This is a genomic window from Nocardia sp. NPDC052566, assembly GCF_044547285.1.
Classification (GTDB): domain Bacteria; phylum Actinomycetota; class Actinomycetes; order Mycobacteriales; family Mycobacteriaceae; genus Nocardia.
Map to the genome: position 1 here is coordinate 844,105 of NZ_JBIUAF010000004.1, position 18,407 is coordinate 862,511.

Annotated in this window: 16 protein-coding genes; 6 read left to right on the top strand and 10 right to left on the bottom strand. The window is 66.6% G+C overall.

Annotated elements, in window-relative coordinates; all coding sequences use genetic code 11:
* Window positions 1-86: 86 nt before the first annotated feature.
* From ACIG5A_RS23695 to ACIG5A_RS23730, 8 genes are read right to left on the bottom strand one after another with little or no spacing between them, the layout of a single operon-like run.
* A complete protein-coding gene (locus tag ACIG5A_RS23695; protein ID WP_397243437.1) occupies window positions 87-1,253 on the bottom strand; it encodes an MlaD family protein in 1,167 nt (388 codons plus the stop codon).
* Window positions 1,250-2,347: an MCE family protein gene (locus ACIG5A_RS23700; protein WP_397243439.1), complete on the bottom strand. Its 1,098-nt coding sequence runs from the start codon at window positions 2,345-2,347 to the stop codon at window positions 1,250-1,252. The genes ACIG5A_RS23695 and ACIG5A_RS23700 overlap by 4 nt, the downstream gene beginning before the upstream one ends.
* The gene (locus tag ACIG5A_RS23705; RefSeq protein WP_397243441.1) at window positions 2,344-3,450 is read right to left on the bottom strand and encodes an MlaD family protein; all 1,107 of its coding nucleotides are present in this window, start codon (window positions 3,448-3,450) and stop codon (window positions 2,344-2,346) included. The genes ACIG5A_RS23700 and ACIG5A_RS23705 overlap by 4 nt, the downstream gene beginning before the upstream one ends.
* A complete protein-coding gene (locus ACIG5A_RS23710; RefSeq protein ID WP_397243443.1) occupies window positions 3,447-4,439 on the bottom strand; it encodes an MCE family protein in 993 nt (330 codons plus the stop codon). Before ACIG5A_RS23710 ends, ACIG5A_RS23705 begins: the two co-directional genes overlap by 4 nt.
* A gap of 8 nt (window positions 4,440-4,447) precedes the next feature.
* Window positions 4,448-5,494, bottom strand: coding sequence for an MCE family protein (locus ACIG5A_RS23715; protein WP_397243445.1), 1,047 nt, complete (start codon window positions 5,492-5,494; stop codon window positions 4,448-4,450).
* Window positions 5,491-6,960 carry an MlaD family protein gene (locus tag ACIG5A_RS23720; RefSeq protein WP_397243447.1) on the bottom strand — a complete coding sequence of 490 codons (1,470 nt, stop codon included), beginning with the start codon at window positions 6,958-6,960 and terminating at the stop codon, window positions 5,491-5,493. The genes ACIG5A_RS23715 and ACIG5A_RS23720 overlap by 4 nt, the downstream gene beginning before the upstream one ends.
* A 6-nt stretch (window positions 6,961-6,966) precedes the next feature.
* Window positions 6,967-7,830 carry an ABC transporter permease gene (locus ACIG5A_RS23725; protein ID WP_397243449.1) on the bottom strand — a complete coding sequence of 288 codons (864 nt, stop codon included), beginning with the start codon at window positions 7,828-7,830 and terminating at the stop codon, window positions 6,967-6,969.
* A 4-nt stretch (window positions 7,831-7,834) separates the two neighbouring features.
* Window positions 7,835-8,689 (bottom strand): ABC transporter permease, encoded by an 855-nt coding sequence (locus ACIG5A_RS23730; protein WP_397243451.1) that lies wholly within the window; start codon window positions 8,687-8,689, stop codon window positions 7,835-7,837.
* Between the two features lie 524 nt (window positions 8,690-9,213).
* Here ACIG5A_RS23730 and ACIG5A_RS23735 point away from each other — a divergent pair.
* On the top strand, window positions 9,214-9,885 hold the full coding sequence (locus ACIG5A_RS23735) for a serine protease (RefSeq protein ID WP_397243453.1): 672 nt from the start codon (window positions 9,214-9,216) through the stop codon (window positions 9,883-9,885).
* Window positions 9,886-9,946: 61 nt separating this feature from the next.
* On the opposite strand, the gene ACIG5A_RS23740 is transcribed toward ACIG5A_RS23735, so the two are convergent.
* Window positions 9,947-11,422 (bottom strand): MFS transporter, encoded by a 1,476-nt coding sequence (locus tag ACIG5A_RS23740; RefSeq protein WP_397243455.1) that lies wholly within the window; start codon window positions 11,420-11,422, stop codon window positions 9,947-9,949.
* A 64-nt stretch (window positions 11,423-11,486) separates the two neighbouring features.
* Window positions 11,487-12,146 carry a hypothetical protein gene (locus tag ACIG5A_RS23745; protein ID WP_397243457.1) on the bottom strand — a complete coding sequence of 220 codons (660 nt, stop codon included), beginning with the start codon at window positions 12,144-12,146 and terminating at the stop codon, window positions 11,487-11,489.
* Between the two features lie 327 nt (window positions 12,147-12,473).
* On the opposite strand from ACIG5A_RS23745, the gene ACIG5A_RS23750 reads away from it, so the two are divergent.
* The 5 genes from ACIG5A_RS23750 (at window position 12,474) to ACIG5A_RS23770 (ending at window position 18,339) form a co-directional block, all read left to right on the top strand.
* A complete protein-coding gene (locus tag ACIG5A_RS23750; protein WP_397243459.1) occupies window positions 12,474-13,049 on the top strand; it encodes a DUF6764 family protein in 576 nt (191 codons plus the stop codon).
* Between the two features lie 20 nt (window positions 13,050-13,069).
* Window positions 13,070-14,320 (top strand): serine hydrolase domain-containing protein, encoded by a 1,251-nt coding sequence (locus ACIG5A_RS23755; protein WP_397243461.1) that lies wholly within the window; start codon window positions 13,070-13,072, stop codon window positions 14,318-14,320.
* Window positions 14,321-14,496: 176 nt separating this feature from the next.
* Window positions 14,497-15,873, top strand: coding sequence for a cytochrome P450 (locus ACIG5A_RS23760; RefSeq protein WP_397243463.1), 1,377 nt, complete (start codon window positions 14,497-14,499; stop codon window positions 15,871-15,873).
* A gap of 315 nt (window positions 15,874-16,188) precedes the next feature.
* Window positions 16,189-17,085, top strand: a complete 897-nt coding sequence (locus ACIG5A_RS23765; RefSeq protein WP_397243465.1) for a L,D-transpeptidase — start codon at window positions 16,189-16,191, stop codon at window positions 17,083-17,085.
* 324 nt (window positions 17,086-17,409) lie between these two features.
* Window positions 17,410-18,339, top strand: a complete 930-nt coding sequence (locus ACIG5A_RS23770) for a carbohydrate ABC transporter permease (RefSeq protein ID WP_397243467.1) — start codon at window positions 17,410-17,412, stop codon at window positions 18,337-18,339.
* Window positions 18,340-18,407: the final 68 nt, after the last annotated feature.

Sequence of the window (18,407 nt, forward strand, 5' to 3'; positions counted from 1 at the left end):
CTGAAAGGCCCGCACGGGGCGGGCCGTTCACGTTCCATCGGCGAGTATGCCCGGACCAGCGGTGTCACCGCGGGGCCGGGTCGAACTCACCGCACCGGCGGGAGGGTCCGCTCGTTCGGATCCACACCGGGTGGCATATGCGCGCCGTTGTTCGGCACATCGGGTCGGGGCGCGTTGGCCGCACCGCGAATCTCTTGTCCCGGCGGCGGGTTCTCACAGTAGTTCCATTTGGGGATGCTGCCGTCCTGCACGACCTCGGGGCGGATCCTCGGCGTGTTGTAGGTGCAGTACGGGCGCGGCCAGAGGTCGATCATCGCGTAGAACTCGTTGTCGTGCGCGGGCACGCCGAGCGCGGAAGCGCCGGCGGCGAGCGAAGGGAACAGCGCGCGCAGCGCGGGCAGCCGCAGCTGCGCGGCCTTGGTCATCGCGGTGAAGTTGACCAGCAGACCGGTGATCGGATCCGAGGTCCTGTCCAGCACCGCCCCCAGCGTCTGCAGCTGGCCGGGCGCCTGCTCCAGCACATTCTGCAATTCGGTGTTGGCCTTGTTGAACTGGTCGAACAGCGCGCCGGAGTTCCTGGTCAGCGTGCCGAGATCGGGCTGGGCGTTGGAGGTGGTGTTCGCGATGACCCGCAGGTTGGCGATCAGGTTCGTGGTCTGCGGCAGCAGCGAATCGAATCCGGCCATGGCCAGGCTGATGCCGTTGACCATGCCGCGCAGCTGATCCGGTCCACCGCTGAGCGCGGTGTCGAGCTCGTTGAGGATGACGCCGAACTTATCCGGATCGATCTGCGCGATGAGCGCGCTGGAGTTGTCGAGCACGGACCACACTGGAGTCGGCGTCTTGATCCTGTTGGGATCGAACTTGATCCGCGAGCCGTCGCCGAGGAACGGGCCCTGCTCGGTCTCCGGCCGGAAGTCGATGTACTGCTCCCCGACGCCGGACAGCGCCTGCACCGAGATGGCGGTGTCGGCCGGGATCCGGAACTTGCTCTCGATCTCGGCCGTCGCGGCGATCGCCTGCCCGCGATCGGTCAGCTTGATACCGGTCACCTTGCCGACCCGGTACCCGCGCAGGGTCACGTCGTTGCCCGGCTGCAGTCCGCCGGAGCGGTCCAGATCCACCGTGACGGTGTAGGTGGACTTCAGCGGGTTGACCCGCATGACGCTCACCATCAGGTAGCTCGCGCCTGCGATCAGGACGAGCACCAGCCCGATACCCGAGAGGACCAGCTTATTGCCGAGGAGCTTCATCGGTGACCCCCCTGTACTCTGCTCTGCACGACCTGCAGCACTTGGATCATGGTGCCCGCGAAGTCGCTGAGATCCGACAGATCCTGCATGCGGCCGTGCTGCGGATCGGACAGCGCGCTCAGATCCAGGTTGGTCAGGGTGGCGTAGACCGCGAAGCCGCTGCCGCGGAAGGTCGCGTCGACCTTCGGCCGGATGGTGTGCAGCCGGTCGAGCAGCACGCCGAAACCGTCACCGGTGCGCGCCACCGCGTCCATCAGCTGACGGGTGTTGTCCAGCAGCGAGGCCAGCTGATCGCCCGAGGTGTTCGCGTAGTCCCCGAGTGCGGCGCTTGCGGTGGACACCTTGGTCAGCAGATCGCCGATGGCCCTGTTGTTCTCGGCCACCGCGCCGATCATCTGCGGCAGCGTGTCGGCGACCTGACCGAGCTGGTTGCGCCTGGTCTCGATGGTGTCGGCCAGCGCGCCGAACTGCGCGAGCACGCTGTCGACCTTGGTGGTGTTGGCGTTCAAACTGCCGACCACACCGGTCATCTCGGTGATCAGGTGGGCGAGCTGCCCACCACGGCCGCCGACGATGGAGTCCATCTCGGAGGTAAGCTTGCTGAGCGCCGCGACACCGCCGCCGTTGAACAGCAACGAGACCGAGATCAGCAGCTCCTCGACGCTCGCGCCCGCCGAGGTGTTCTCCAGCTTGTCGCCGTCGCGCAGCATCGCCGTGCCCGGCTCCGTCTTCGGCTTGGATACCGCGACGAAGACGTCGCCGAGCGGGGTGGCCTGACGCAGTTCGGCGCTGCTGCCCTTCGGCAGCTCGATGTCCTTGCTGATCGTCAGATCGACGACGGCCTTGAAATTCTTGGTCTTGATGTGGGAGACCACACCGACATCCGAGCCGCCGATCTTCACCTTCGCCTGGTCGGGCAGGTTCAGCGCGTTGTCGAATTCCGCTTGGACGGTGTAGGTCTCACCGGACATGCCCGGTTTGGGCAGCGGCAGCTTCTCCACGGTGACGCCGCACCCCGCGGTGATGGCGACCCCGGCGACGGCGGCCACCGCGATGAGCGCGGTCCGTGCCTTGCGAATCTTGTGATGGATCATTTCGTCAGCCCCAACAGTGCCGCGGTGAGCCCCAAGTCCGGCCCGAAATCCTGTACCTTGCCGGTCCGGCAACCGTCCGACTTCATCTGGATCCGCTCGCAGAACAGGCTGACGATCTCGCCGGACAGGAATGTTCCGGCCAGCAAGTGCAGGCGGACATAGCCCTTTTCGCGATTGACCATCCCGTCGAGGTTCTGGAACAGCAGCGGCGCCACATCGACGACCTCGGTGATGCCGTAGGCGTTCGCGCGCAGCTGGGCGGTCACATTGGTGAGCCCGGTGAGCGCGCCGTTCAGCTCGTTCTGGTACTGCCCGAACGCACCGCTGGTGTTCGCGAGGAAGCCGTTGATCTGGTCGAGGGTCGCCTGCAGGCCGGGGGACTGTTCGGCGAGCAGCCCGGTCAGCTGCGTCATCCGGTTGCTGAAATCCCGCACCGATTGGTCGTTTTCGGCCAGCATGGTGGTCAGCTCGTTGAGCTTGACGATGATGTTGGACACCGCGTCCTTGTTGTCCACCCCGACCTTCAGCGCGCCGGACAGCGCGTTCAGGGTGTCACGCATCTTCTCGCCCTGGCCGTTGACCATCGGGTAGAGCACCCGGCCCGAGAGCACGCCGACCCCCTCCTGGCCCGGCTGCGGTTTCAGCGCGGCGGAGAACTGGTCGATGGTCTTGATCATCGTGTCCAGCTCGACCGGTGTCTTGGTCTTCGCCTTCGGCAGGTGCGCGCCGTCGGACAGTGTGGCGCCGCTGGTGTAGACCGGGGTGAGCTCGATGTGCCGATCGGTCACGACGGACGGCGAAATGATCGCGGCCATCGCGTCTTTCGGGATCTTCACGTCCTTGTCGATGGACAGGTGCACCTCGACGAGGGTGCCCTTCGGCACGATCTTCTCGATCTTGCCGACGTCGAGCCCGAGCACGGTGACCGTGTTGCCCTCGTAGATGCCCGCGATGTTCTCGAAGTCCGCGGTGATCCGGATGGTGTTGCCGAGCGCGTCGTTCACCGAGGCAGGCACCAACGAGCAGCTGCCGAGCGCCAGCGCCGCGGCGCTGATCACCATCATCTTCGCGGCGTTCTTGACCGCCGAGGTCGTGCGTCTCATCGCGGCTGGCACCCTTCGATCACGTTGGCGAAGCACAACCAGTTGTCCGGGAACCCCCACGGCGCCGCCACATCACCGTACGGACCGTTGCCGCCCCAGGAGTTCGCCATATAGCGCACGGTCGGCGGCATGATCGACAGCAGCCGATCGAGGTTGTCCTTGTTCTTCTGCAGGCCCTCGGCCATGGTGTTCAGCTGGACGATGGTGGGGCCGAACTGATTGTCGTTCTGCGCGCCGATCTGCTGCAGCTGCCTGGTCAGGGTGGCGATGTTGTCCAGCAGCTGGCGCAGCAGGCTCTGCCGCTCCATCACCCGGTTGGCGATGGCCTCGCCCTGGGTGATCACCAGCAGCACGCTGTTGCGGTTGTCGCCGAGGATCTTGGTGACCCGGTCCATATCCTTGAGCAGGCTGTCCATCTCGGTCTTGCGGGCATCCATCACCTTGGCCAGCGCGCCGACGCTGTCGAGCGCCTGCGCCATCAGTGCGGGCGAATCGCCCATCTGGGTGTTGATCATGTCGAGCGACTGGGCCAGCTTCTTGGTGTCGAGCGCCTCGAACTTCGGCGTGCCCTCCTGCACCACATCGGCCAGGTTGTACGGAACCACGGTGTTGGACAGCGGGATTCGCGCGCCCTTCAGTCCGGAACCGTCGCCGGGCTCCAGATCGACGTAGCGGGCGCCGAGCAGCGTGGCCATCTTGATCGCGGCCTTCGCGTCCGGGCCGAACTTCACGCCCTTGTCGACATTGAGGGTGAGCAGCACATGTGAGCCCTCGATCTTCGCGCCCGACACCCGGCCCTTGGCCACGCCGGCGACGTTGACCCTGTCGCCGACCTTGATGCCCGCGGCCTGGACGAACTCCGCTTCGATGGACTGCTCGCCGACGCCGATCAGCTTGTAGGCGCTGGAGATCAGCAGCAGCACCACGACGAGCACACCGCCGAGGATGCCGAGCCAGAAGTGCCGGTTGCTGTTGAACCTGTTCTTCATGTTCGCGATCATGGGCGGCACACCGCCGAATTCGAAGTGCCGCCGATCTGGGAGATCAGGCCGCGCGGGAACAGGACCCCGTAGAGCGAGATATCCAAGCCGCAGAGGTAGGCGTTGGCGTAGGCGCCCTCCGAGGTGTGCCTGCCGCCGACGGCCACGATCGCGGGCAGGTCGATGGCCGCCTGATCCAGTTTGGCGCCGTTGGCGAGCAACAGGGTCAGCGCGGCGCTCGTCGAGTTCTGCGCGCTCTGCAGTTTCGGCTGGATCAGGCCGACCATGTCGACCAGCGAGCCGGTCGCGGCGGCGATCTGCACGGTGGACTGCTGCAGGGACTGCCCCTGCTCGTACAACCCGCCGATCAGTGCCCGGGTCTGGGTCACCAGGGTCTCCAATTCATCACCTCGTCGAGCCAATCCGCCCATCACGCCGCTGAGGTTGGTGATCACATCGCTGAGAATCGCGTCCCTGCGATGGAAGTCGGTGGCCAGTGTCGCGGCCTGGGTGATGAACGCGCTCAACGAAACGCCGTCACCCTGCAGTGCCTGGATGAAGGTCTCCGAGAGCCGGTTCACCTGCTCCGGCTGCAACACCTGGAACAGCGGCTGAAAACCGTTGAGCAGCGCCGAGACATCGAAGGAGGGCTCGGTGCGCTCCAGCGGGATCGAGGCGTTGTTCTTCAGCGGCAGTGGGCCGGGGGCCTTGCCCGGCGCCAGCGCGAGATAGCGCTGGCCGATCAGGTTCTGGTAGCGGACAAGGGCTTTGGTGTCGTCGTAGACCTGCTGGTCACGCTGCACCACGAAGGTCACCTTGGCGACCGTCTTCTGCAATTTGGCGTCGCGCCCGCCGAGTTCGATCTTCTCGACCTTGCCGACGCGCACACCGGCCATCCGGACATCGTCGCCCTCGTGCAGCCCGAGCACGTCGGTGAAGATGGCCGAGTACCTGTTGGTATCGCCGACCACCACGCGCGCCAGCGTGTTCCAGACCAGCACGGTGACCAGGATCGACACCACCGCGAAGAGGCCGAAGCCGATCAGAGGTTTGCGAATGCTCATCGGCCGGTACCGTTTCCGGACACCTGCATGGTCCCCCCCTTCAAAATCGAACTCAGCAGCAAGTATTCGGCGACGGTCGGCTTACGGCCGAGCAGCTGGGTGATCGCCGCCTCGCCCTGGTAGGCGATCGGGCCTGCCTGCGGAGCCGCCGCGGGCGCGGGAGCCGGCGGCTGGAGGATGCCGGGCAGATTCGGGAACAGCCCCTCGAGCGGGGTACCCGCGAACGGCTTCGGCGCGCCTGGCTGACCGGGAACCGGCGTACCGATGTTGGGGCGAAGGCCGCCGTCGGTGAGGCCGGGAATCAGCGGCAGACCGGGCACCGGCACGGCGGGTGGCAGCCCGGCCGCCGATTCGAGCGCGCGCGGGCGCAGCTGCTCCGGCAGCGGCGGCAGCTCGTTCACCGCGGGCGCGGTCGCACAACTCGGCCCGGCGAGGTTGCCGTAGCGCGGGCAGTCGGCGACGGTGTACGGCTTGTACGGCGTCAGCGTGAGACCCGCGTTCCACACCTGCTGCTGTTGCGAGCCCCAGGTGAAGGTGGTGTCGAGCTTGCGGACCGACTCGCTGAGGTTGAGCAGCGCCTCGGTGATCGCGTTCGGATCCGCGGTGAGCGCGCCGAACATGTCCGAGGTGCCCGCGGTGATGTCCTTGCCCACGTTGGGGTTACGCGCGAACAGCGCGTTCACCGTGTCCACCGTCGTACCCGTCCCGGTGATCAGCGCGACAAGCTCGTTGCGCCGCTCCGCGATGGTGCGCGCCGTCTGCACCGAGGTGCCGAGCGAATCGAGCAGTTCCGGCGCCGACTGGTTGAGCGCGTGGAACGAGGTGGACAGATCCGTCAGCAGCACACCGAGATCCGGAATCGAATCATCGACGGACTGCAACCAGCGATCGAACCGTTCGACGGTGGAGCCCGGCATCCGGCCGCTGCCGTCCAATGCCTGCGACAGCGTGCCGAGCACGTTGCCGAACTTCACCGGGTCGATCTTGCCGAGGATGTTGCGCACCGTGGTGAGCGTGTCCTGCAGCGCGATGGTGCCCTGGCTGCGGTCCTCCTCGATGGTCGAGCCCTCGTGCAGGTAGGTGTCGGCGGGCCCGTTGAAGACCAGCTCGACCGAGGTGACCGCGAACAGGTTGCTCGGTACGACGCGGGCGGTGACAGTGGCCGGGACGCCGCCGGCGAAGTCCGGCTTCATCTCGATCTGCACCTTCTGCAGTTCGCCCTTGGCCGCGACGTCGACCGCCTTGACCTCGCCGACGAGCACGCCGCGGAACTTGACGTCCGCCTTCTCCGGCAGACCGTCACCGGTGGTGGTCAGGTTGGCGACCACGTTCACCTTCGACACGAACTTGCCCTGATAACGCATGTACAGGAAGGTCAGCACCACCGCGAAGACCACGAGTCCGGCCACGCCCGCGAGAAGCAACTGCCGCATGGTGGGCCCGCGCCCACTGGGATCGATGATCATGTAGCCCTACCCCGAAATCCGGATCCCGGCGGTGACGCCCCAGATAGCCAATGTCATGAACAGATTCGCGAAAACCACCGCGATGATGCAGTTCTTGATCGCGCGGCCGGCCGCGACGCCGACGCCCTCCGGGCCGCCCGAGGCGAAGAACCCGTAGTAGCACTGGATGAACGTGGTGATCGCGACGAACAGGATCACCTTGAACAAGGAGTAGATCACGTCCGTCGGCACCAGGAATTGGTAGAAGTAGTGCTGGTAGGTACCGCTCGCGGTGCCGCCGAGCAGCTGCACGGTCAGCGCGCAGGAGATGTAGGCCATGGCCAGGCCGAGGCAGTAGAGCGGGATGATGGCGACCATCGCCGCGAAGATCCTGGTGCTGATCAGGTAGGGCAGCGGCCGGATCGCGATGGATTCCAGCGCGTCGATCTCCTCCGAGATCCGCATCGCGCCGAGCTGCGCGGTGAACCGGCAGCCCGCCTGTGCGGCGAACGCGACGGTGGCCAGCAGCGGTCCGATCTCGCGGGTGGTGGCGAACGCCGAGATGGCGCCGGTGATCGGGCTCAGACCGAGCAGGTTCAGCGAGTTGTACCCCTGGATGCCGACGGTCATACCGCCGAAGGCGGACAGGATCAGGACGACGCCGATGGTGCCGCCGCCGACGACCAGATTGCCGTTGCCCCAGCTGACATCGGACAGCAGCCGCCACACTTCCTTCGGATAGTGCTTGAGCGCCAACGGGATCGAACCGAGCGAGCGCAGCAGGAAGAACACCTGGTGGCCGAGGCGGGCGAGCCAGTCGACCGGCGCCTGGGCGGAGCGCTTGAGCGTATGTAACGGCCGCAGCAGCGGGGGTACGTAAGTTGAGGACACCGGCTCAGACCACCTGTGACGGGAACAGTGCGTTGTAGATCTGGGTGATGATCACGTTCACTCCGAACAACATGATCGCGGAGCTGACCACCGCGGAGTTGACCGCGTTGGCGACACCGCCGGGGCCGCCCTTGGCGTTGAGGCCGGTATCGCAGGCGATGATCGCCGCGAGCAGGCCGAAGATGAGCGATTTGATCAGTGCCGCAAGCAGATCGCGGGTGACCGCGAACGAGGAGAAAGTGGCGATATAGGAGCCCGGGGTGCCGTTCTGGGCGAAGATGTTGAAGATGTAGCCGGTCAGGAAGCCGACGAAAACAACGAAGCCGCAGAGCAATACGGAGACGATCATGGCGGCGCCGAGCCGGGGGGCGACGAGGCGGCGCAGCGGGTCGACGCCCATCACCTTCATCGCGTCGATCTCCTCGCGGATGGTGCGCGAGCCGAGATCGGCGCAGACCGCCGAACCGACGGCGCCCGCCACCATCAGTGAGGTGACCAGCGGGGCGCCCTGCTGAATGATGCCGAGGCCGTTGGCCGCACCGATGAACGAGGTGGCGCCGACCTGGCCCGCCACCGAGCCGACCTGGATGGAGACGATGACGCCGATCGGGATGGCGACCAGCAGGGTCGGGGCGGCGGAGACGCTGGACATGAAGGCGCACTGCCGGATGAACTCACGGAACGGGAAGCGCCGCCGGAAGATTGCCACGAACAGCTCCGCGACCGCGGCGATGCCCATGGTGATCTGCCTGCCGAAGGTTTCGACCGAGGCCTTCGGATGATCTTCCCAGTAAGCCTTCGTCCAATCGACCGCATCACTGATCCGTGACCCTGAAGGTGGACTCTCGGTCGACTGCACTGGCTAACCCCTCTCGACGCCGGTTGCCCGCCCCGACGACTTGTTTGCTTGACGCACCTTACTACGTAGTAAGCCAGAACACACCACCTCGCTGTGATTGCGGTCATAGATGGCCGTCACTGTTGGGAAATAGCTATGCGGTGTGTCGACAACTTTGTTGCGCAGCCCAACTGACCTGCGCTTCTTCTGGAACAAGTTACAGTAGACCTGGTCGTTTGTCCGGCCGGTCAACGACATGAACGCGAATTACTCGGAATGAATTCATCAAAATTAAGCCGAATTTCGAAACGCGTCACACCGCCATACATCCAGCACTGAAACATCGGGTTACCAAGCGCCGATGAGAATTCTGATAGCAAATCGCTATTGCGCGCAGGTATGAGACGACGCCCCGAAAACGTCCAAAATGTGTGAGATCGACCCGGGCTGGACACCCCAGCAGTACGTGACGCGCCCGGGGCCGAATACTGACACGATGGGTGCGACAGATTGATATCGTGCGGGCTTCCGACGTCTGGAGGGACATGTTCAGCAAACTCGCCAAGGCGGCCAACGCCGTCTTCGCCGTCGCGCTCGGTGCGGCGCTGCTCGGGACGGGCGCCGGGAGCGCGCAGGCCGCGGACGGGGCGGTCATCGGCGGGGGCTCGGGGATCATCATCGACGAACAGTTCGAATGTACGGTCACCACGGTCGGTTTCGACGGCGGCGGCCGTCTGGTCGGCCTGACCGCTGGACACTGCGGCGACCCTGGCGCGAAGGTGTACGCCGAGGCCGCGCGCGGCGCGGGCCAGATCGGCCGGTTCGTCTACTCCAACCACGATCTGGACTACGCGATCATCGAGTTCGATCCGGGCAAGGTCATCCCGGTGAACCGGATCGGCAACGTCACCATCACCGGCATCGGCGGCCCGGCCCAGTTCCCGATGATCGTCTGCAAGGAAGGCCGCACCACCGGCAACACCTGTGGCCTGGCCTGGGGCGACGTATTCCAGACGAATGTCGAGACCTGGTCCCAGATGTGCGTCGTCGAGGGCGATTCCGGCGCACCGGTGGTCGTCGGCACGACGCTGGTCGGCATGGTGAACGCCTACCTGGCGCTGGCCTGCTTCGGCCCCGAGGTCGGCACCACCATGAGCGCGATCATGGGCGATATCAACGCGCGCGGCAGCGTGGGCGCGGGCTTCCGGCCCATCTGATCCACACAGACTCCAGACGGTCGAACGAAGAGAGCGGGCAGCGCGCCCGCTCTCTTTCTGTTTATTCGCCCGGTTCTTCACCCGGCCGGAGTGTCTTGGCCGGGGCGAGCGCGGGACCGCTCGCCGCGGCGCACTGCGGCAGGCAATCGACGTTGTCCATATCCGGCACGTGCCGCGGCGGACGCAGCAGCACCGCCGCGAGCAGCGCGCCGGCCAGCAGCAGCCCCACGCAGATCCACATGGCGACACCGAAACCGCGGTCGAATTCGACCGGGTCGGTGAGTGATCCGGAGATGCCGGCCAGTCCGGGCAGCGCGGCGACGGCGAGCAGCTGGGCGGTGCGGGCCACCGCGTTGTTCACCCCGGACGCGATCCCCGCCTCGCTCGACGGCACCGCGCCGAGCACCGCACCGGTGAGCGGTGCGACCAGCGCCGAGAGCCCGAGGCCGAAGACGACGATGCCGGGCAGCACATCGGTGAAGTAGTTGGTGTCGGCGCTGATTCGCAGCAGCAGGACCAGGCCCGCCGCCGCGAGCACCGGACCGAGTGCCATCGGAATGCGCGGGCCGTGCACCTGTGCCCAGCGGCCCGCGGGCGCCGAGAGCACCAGCATCAACAGCGTGACCGGGATGGTGGCCACCCCGGACCGCAGCGGTGAATAGCCCGCCACCAGTTGCAGTTCCAGGATCAGCAGGAAGAACACACCGCCGAGCGCGGCGTAGACGGCGAGGGTGACCAGGTTCGCCGCGGTGAACACCCGCGAGCGGAACAGCGCGGGCGGCACCAGCGGATGATCGCTGCGCCGCTCGATCACCACGAATACCGCGAGCAGCAGCACACCGGCGAGCACGAGCAGCGGCATCTCGTCGATCAGGCCGAAGGTCAGCGCGCCGAGCGCGACCGCGACCACGAACGCGCCCGGAATGTCGAGGCGTGCCGAGGCATTCGGGTCGTGACTCTCCGGAACATGGCGCAGCGCGACGAGCACGACGATCACGGCGAGCGGAACATTGATGAAGAAGATCGACCGCCAGCCCGCCAGCTCGATCAGCCAGCCGCCGAGGAACGGCCCGATCGCACCCGCCACGCCGCCGAATCCGGACCACAGGCCGATCGCGGAACCCTGATCCCTGGCATCGATCGACGAGGAGATCAGTGCCAGGCTGCCCGGGGTCAGCATCGCACCGGCCACGCCTTGCAGAACGCGGGCGAGCACCAGCATCTCGATATTCACCGCGGCACCGCACAGCACCGAGGCGATCGCGAAACCGATGGTGCCCCAAACGAATACCTTGCGCCTGCCGAGTTTGTCGCCGAGCGAACCGCCGAGCAGGATGAACGAGGCGAGCGTGAGGGTGTAGCCGTTCAGCGTCCACTGCAGCCCCGCGACGTCGGTGTGCAAGTCCGACCCGATCCGCGGCAGGGCGATATTGACGACGGTGGCATCCAGCATCGCCACCGACGAGCCGAGAATCGTCGCGAGCAGAATCCATCGGCCGGTCGCCGACCGCAGCCTTGGCAACTCCGCACTGGTCACCTGACTCAACATACGGAGCGGACGGTCCCGATGTAAGGAGCGACATCCGGCGGGGCGCGGTGGTTCAGATGTCCTTCACGCAGACGACGAACCGGCGTTCCTTCTTGACGAAACCGCGGTTGCCCACGGCGCAGGAGTTCACGTCGGTGGTGTTCTGGGCGATCTTGACCATCCGGACGCCGTCCTTGGCCTTGCTCCCGGTGCAATCGATGCGCTTGGCGATATCGCCGCCGACATCCATGCAGCCGTCGACGACCCAGTCGATATCGAGGCAGAACGCGCCCTGTTCGACGCCGTTGATGGTCTCCACGTAGTAGGAGTCGCTGTCGGCCGCGCATTGCGAGCTGCGCTGGGTCTTGCCGATCACCTTGTAGTTGGCGGTGCGGCTGCCGCACGGCGCCTTGGCGATGGTGGCATCCTCGACGCTGCCGCCGAGGGTGACGCAGTCACCGATATTGGCCTCGAAGTCGGTATTGCCGCCACGATCGGCCGCGGTCGGCGTCGGGCCCGCGCTCGGGTTCGGCCTGCCCGTGGTCGGGCGAGCGGTCGAACTCGGTTTGCCGGACGTGGTTTTCGGGGTGTTCGTGGCGGAGACCGCGTCGATGGTGCCGTTGGCGGGCAGTGCCCGGCCGCTGATGGTCTGCCCACAGGCAGTGAGCGCGACCGCCGCGAGCACGGCGACCCCGGCCATCGCGAGGCGACCCCAGTTCAGTTGACCAGTCACGCACAGTCCTCCCGAGCTGCGACGCCGAAATAACACGCAATGCTTACACCATGGCCGGCGGACCGTCGAGTCGAGCACACGCCGCACCGCATGGTGACGTGAGCTACCGCCGCGGGGCCGGTTGCTCCCGCTGTGCTGTTACCCACTTTCACATCTTTGAATCGCGGCGCCGCCGCCGACCGCAACACCGCCAAAGTCATTGCGCCCCTAACTGTCGCGCCCGCTCCGGCCGGCGCGTCGGCGACCACCGCGCCGGAATCCTCGAATCACTTCGCGGACAACCAACCTGGGTAATGTGGGAAGTCCAGGTGTGAAAGGAGTTGTCGGGTGAGGTTGATCAGCGCAGTTCTGTGCTCGGCCGTCGCGGTCGGCGCATACCTCGCGCTCCCTGCGGTCGCCTCGGCAACAGATGTGCACTGCTCCTCCGACAACGGCGCCGACATCACCATCATCGACGGGCGCACCGCATGCCGCGCCGCCAGCGATGCGATCGGCCGGGCCCGCGCCGCGGGCTACGACGGGGTCGGCTACGCCAGCGCGACCCTCGGCGCCTATGCCCTCGGCGTCGGCATCTCGGGCGGGGTCGGCGCGAGCGACGGCGAGGGCGGCACCCCGATCGCCATCGGCATCGGCCCGGATGCCGTTGCCATCTCCTCGATTTCGAGCACCGGCCACTCCCGCAGCGACCAGCTCACCGCGACGAGCGGCCACGAACCCGACGTGCGCCACCACGTCGGCATCGGGGCGAACTTCGCCGTGACCATCGCGCTCGACGGCTCGCGCGCGCTGGTGTCCTCCGCCGAAGCCACGGTGACCTGCCTGGGCGCGGGCGCCGTCGCCTGGGACGCGGGCACCGGAAAAGCCTGCCTGGCCACTCCGTTCGGTACCTGGCAAACCGCCTGAACGGCGTTACCCTGGTAGCCATGGTCGCGGCCTTCCAGCCACCGGGCACACCAGGCGGTCCGCGCGCCGCACTGCCCGCACCACGGGAAATGCTGGTCGACCCCCGGTTCATCCGGCTGGCCGACCACTTCTTCGGCATGTTCACCCAGCCCAGTCGCGGCGGCGGCGCACTCGCCGTCTACCTGGACGGCAAGCCCGTCGTCGACATCTGGGCGGGCTGGGCGGCCAAGGACCGCCGCTGGAACGGCGCCAACGTCGCGCTCACCTTCTCCACCGGCAAGGGCGTCGCCTCCACGGTGGTGCACCGGCTGGCCGAACGCGGGCTGATCGACTACGAGGCGCCGGTCGCCGCGTACTGGCCGGAATTCGCCGCGCACGGCAAGGGCGACATCACCGTGCGCGATGTGCTCTCGCACCGGGCCGGGCTGCACCGGGTGCGCGGTCTGGTGCCCGGCCGCGAGGGCATCCTCGATTACGACGCCGTGGTGCGCGCGCTCGCCGACAGCCCGCCCGACCCACGGCGCATCCGCACCTCCGGCTATCACGCGATCACCTTCGGCTGGCTGGTCGCCGAGATCGTGCAGCGGGTGACCGGCGATTCGTTCACCGAGGTGCTGCGCAGGGAGATCGCGGTACCGCTCGGGACGGACGAATTCTGGTTCCGCGTCCCCGAATCCGAGCGCCGCAGGATCGCCAAGATCTTCCCGCACCTGAGTCCGCCCGGAATCCGCTGGAACACGGCCTCTTCGGTGCTGTCCTGGGTGCGCCCGAGCCGTGGGCTGGCCGAGGCGGGGATGCCGGAGAGTTTCGACGAGCTGGTCCGCGATCCGCGCGTGCACGATGCGGTGATGCCCGGCTGGAACGGAGTGTTCTCCGCGCGGGCGCTGGCACGGATGTACGGCGCGATGGCCAACGGCGGGCAGATCGATGACCTGCGATTCCTGCAGCCCGAGACGATCGCCGAGATCAGCAAGACCCAGCCCGCCGCCGGACTGGACTACGTGCTCGGACTGCCGCTGCGCTTCACCCTCGGCTACCACCGCCCGGTGCTGATGTCGAAGGTGCAGCCGCGAAAGGCGTTCGGGCACTACGGCATCGGCGGTTCCGGCGCGTACGCCGATCCCCAGCTCGGCATGTCCGTCGCCTTCGTCACCAATCGGCTCGGCAACGCCGCCACCGCGCTGGGCGACGCCAGACTCGCCCGACTTGCGGCCATGGCGCAGACCACCGTCCGCAAACTGAAGCCGACCGCGACACCCGCCGAACTATGAACCGCCACGGAAAGACCACCGCGAGGACAACGGGGATCGCGGGATTCAGCGTGTCCACACCCTTTGCCTGAACTGCACATCCAATACAGGGGGTGTGCAGTATCGATAAGGGTGTGGAGTGCCGGGAGCGGTGCGGCGAGTCGAACCGTGGTATCGGCAACGTCGTAGGTATCTATATGGGCGTGCGGACACAGGGGCGGGGCGAGGATGCGCACTCGGTGCTGCGGCAGCCAAGGCTCGTCCCACTGCACGCGCTGGCGGCGGGTGTCGATTTCGAGCGATACTTCCGGTGGCGGCGGGCGCGCGAGGGTGATCCGTTCGTCGTGCGGTTTCCCGGATTCGGGTCGGGATTGTTCACCGGAACGCCGGAGGGGGCGCGCGAGATGTTCCGCGCGCCGGTCGAATCGCTCGAACCGCCGCGGCCCAATCCGGTCGAACCGCTGGTCGGCGACGCGTCGCTGATCCTGACCTCGGGCCAGCGGCACCGGCGCGATCGGGCCCTGCTCGCACCCGCATTCCACGGTGCGCGAATCCGGGAGTACGCCCAGCTGATTCGCGAATCGACCGTGCACGAAATGTCCGGTGGCAGTAACGGATCGGCCTGGACGCCGGGCACCAGGATCGATGCGCGGGCCGCGGCGCGGGCGATCACGCTGCGGGTGATCCTCGAGGCGGTGTTCGGGGTGGACAGCCGCGAGCGCCGCGCCGAGTACACCGCAGTGGTCGCCGAATTCCTCGACGCGTACACCGGGCCGTTGATGCTGGTGCCGACGCTGCGGCGCGGGCTGTTCGACCGGCTGCCGTGGGATCGCTTCGTGCGGGCGCGCGACCGGCTGGACGCCCTCATCCTCGCCGATATCGCCAGGCGCACAACGCATTCCGAGCCGAGGACCGGCGATATTCTCGGCCTGCTGCTGACCGCCCGGTACGAGGACGGCGGCACGATGCCGGAATCCGATCTGTGCGATCAGCTGCGCACACTGCTCGTCGCCGGGCACGAGACCACCGCGACGAGCCTCGTCTGGGCGCTGTTCCATCTGCACCGCGAACCGGAGTCGCTTGCCGCGCTGCGGGCGGAACTGCGCACCGCCGGGTCCACCGCCACCGCCGCCGAGCTGGCGCGGCTGCCCTATCTGGACGCGGTCTGCCAGGAGACGCTGCGCCTGCACCCCACGGTGCCGATCGTGGTGCGCAGGTTGACCGAGCCGTTCACCTTTCGCGGCATCGAGCTGGCGGCGGGCGACACCATCGGCCTGGCGGTGCCGCTGCTGCACTCCGCGCCGCAGACCTGGACACACCCGCAGCGCTTCCAGCCGGACCGATTCGCCGACCGCCGGTATACGCCGTTCGAGTACGCGCCGTTCGGCGGCGGGCACCGGCGCTGCGTCGGGGCCGGGCTGGCGGACTACGAACTGCGCATCGCACTCGCGACCATACTGAGCCTGGTCCAGCTTCGGCTGACACCGCGTTTCGCGCGCGGACGCGCGCCGCTTTCGGTGCCGCACAACATCGCTACCGGGCCGCGCAGGGCGATCACCTTCGAAGTGGCGTGAGCACCGCGGAGTGATTTACATCACTATGCCGTTTGGCCACAGCGGAATCGGCAACCGCCCGCACCGCACGGCACATCATCGGACACGCCGACGTGACCGGCAACTTTCACGAAAACCGAAGGCCGCCAATGCGTTATGTGGCGTGGCACACACCGAACGGTCGGGTCGAATCAGTGGCGAATGCGGCTGGCCTCGGCCCGCTTCCGGACGGTAGGAATGAGCGAAGGGTCGGGCGTCACAAAGGATTATGAATCTCGCTCGTCCGCGCGCGCGTGGGCGAGAGATGGAAATGGACGAATACCTATGCATGCCGCTATGAGCAACAGATCGCAGTCGAGTTCCACCACGGAAAGGCGGCTATCGCGCCGCATTCGGCAAGGCGTTCTGTTGTCGGCGGCAGTCGCGGCAGCGGGCGCGCTGCTCGTCGCGCCCGCTCAGGCCGAGCCGGGCTTGCCCGGCGCGCTCGGCACGGGTTCGTCGAACGGGGCAACCAACCCCGGCCCGCAGAAGCCGAACTTCGCACCCCCCTCGATCAATATCGCCGACGGCGAGACGGTCGGGGTGGCGCAGCCGATCATCATCAACTTCAAGGAGCCGGTGACCGATCAGGCCGCCGCCGAGAAGTTCATCAAGGTGACCTCGTCCAAGGCGGCCCCCGGCCACTTCTACTGGCGCGGTGACAAGCAGGTCCGCTGGCGGCCGAACGACTACTGGCCGGACAACACCGACGTCAAGGTGGAGGCAGGCGATACCAAGACCGCCTTCCGCATCGGCGACGCGTTCGTCACCACCGCCGACGACAGCACCCACGAAATCACCATCACCCGCAACGGCGAGGTGGTGAAGACCATGCCGACCTCGATGGGCAAGACCAAGCACGAGACGCCCAACGGCACCTATTACGTGGGCGAGCAGCTGCGCAAGATGACCATGGACTCCTCGACCTATGGCGTCCCGGTCACCGATCCCGAGGGCTACAAGGTCGAGGTCGAGTACGCGACCCGCATCTCCAACAGCGGCATCTTCGTACACGCGGCCCCGTGGTCGGTTGCACAGCAGGGCGTTTCGAACGCCAGCCACGGCTGCCTCAACGTGAGCACGGAGAACGCCAAGTGGTTCTTCGAGAACGCGAAGAAGGGCGACCCGGTCGTCGTGGAGAACACCAAGGGCGGCACCCTCAGCACCTCCGACGGCTTCGGCGACTGGAACTAGTCCGCCTCTCCGCGTATTCAGGCCAGACCGGGTGCAACACCGGTCAGCGTTGGCGGCCGGCGGATGGTGCCGTGGTTCAGCTCTGGGCGTGCCCGACGAGTTACCCATGTGCTCACGAAATCAGTTGTCGCGTTCCATAGCTGAATGCGATCGACGCTTTAGTTCTTTTTGATCGCTCGGCGGTAGCGCCAAGCGTCCAGTTCGTTGACCGAAATCGCCGAACGGGACGCTTGGCTCTGCTCTACTTAGCGCGTGCCAGAAGAGTTCAGCGTGTCGGAAGCCGACGTTAACCAATCGTTTGCTCCCGTCCGTAAAGTCTCGGCGGTGCGAACCAGGCCGGAACGAGTGCTGCCCCAACCCCAAGGGCGCGGCTTGCGCAATCGGCCGTGGCAGGACTACGCGCTGTTCCTCGTGCTCGTCGTGCCGAACCTGGCGCTGCTGACGCTGTTCGTCTACCGGCCGCTGATCGACAACATCCGCCTGTCGTTCTTCGACTGGAACATCTCCGATCCGGTGGCCACCTTCATCGGCCTGGACAACTACAAGGAGTGGTGGGGGCGCGCCGACTCCTGGGACGTCGTCTCCAACACCGTGATCTTCACCGTGGCCGCGGTGGTCGGCAGCATGGTGCTCGGCCTCGCGCTCGCCATGCTGCTCGACCGTAAGCTGTTCGGCCGCAACGTGGTCCGCTCGGCGATCTTCGCGCCGTTCGTCATCTCCGGCGCCGCCATCGGCGTGGCCTTCCAGTTCATCTTCGATCCGAGCTTCGGCCTGGTCCAGGACGTGCTGCACCGCCTCGGCGTCGACAACGTGCCCGACTTCTACCAGAACCCGCACTGGGCGCTGTTCATGGTGACGGTCACCTACATCTGGAAGAACCTCGGCTACAGCTTCGTCATCTATCTGGCCGCGCTGCAAGGGGTTCGGGCCGAGCTGATGGAGGCCGCCGAGATCGACGGCGCGAGCCGCTGGACCACCTTCCGCAAAGTGCTGCTGCCGCAGCTGCGTCCGACCACGTTCTTCCTGTCGATCACCGTGCTGCTGAACTCGCTGCAGGTCTTCGACATCATCAACGTGATGACCAGGGGCGGGCCGCTCGGCACCGGCACGACGACCATGGTCTACCAGGTCTACGAAGAGTCATTCCGTAACTTCCGCGCCGGGTACGGCGCGACCGTCGCCACCATCATGTTCCTGGTGCTGCTGGTCGTCACGCTCGTGCAGGTTCGCATCATGGATCGGGGCGAGCAGTGAAACACATAGGCGTAGAAACGCTTTCCTACCGGCGGCGCAAACTGGCGGTGACCGTGCTCGGCTACGCC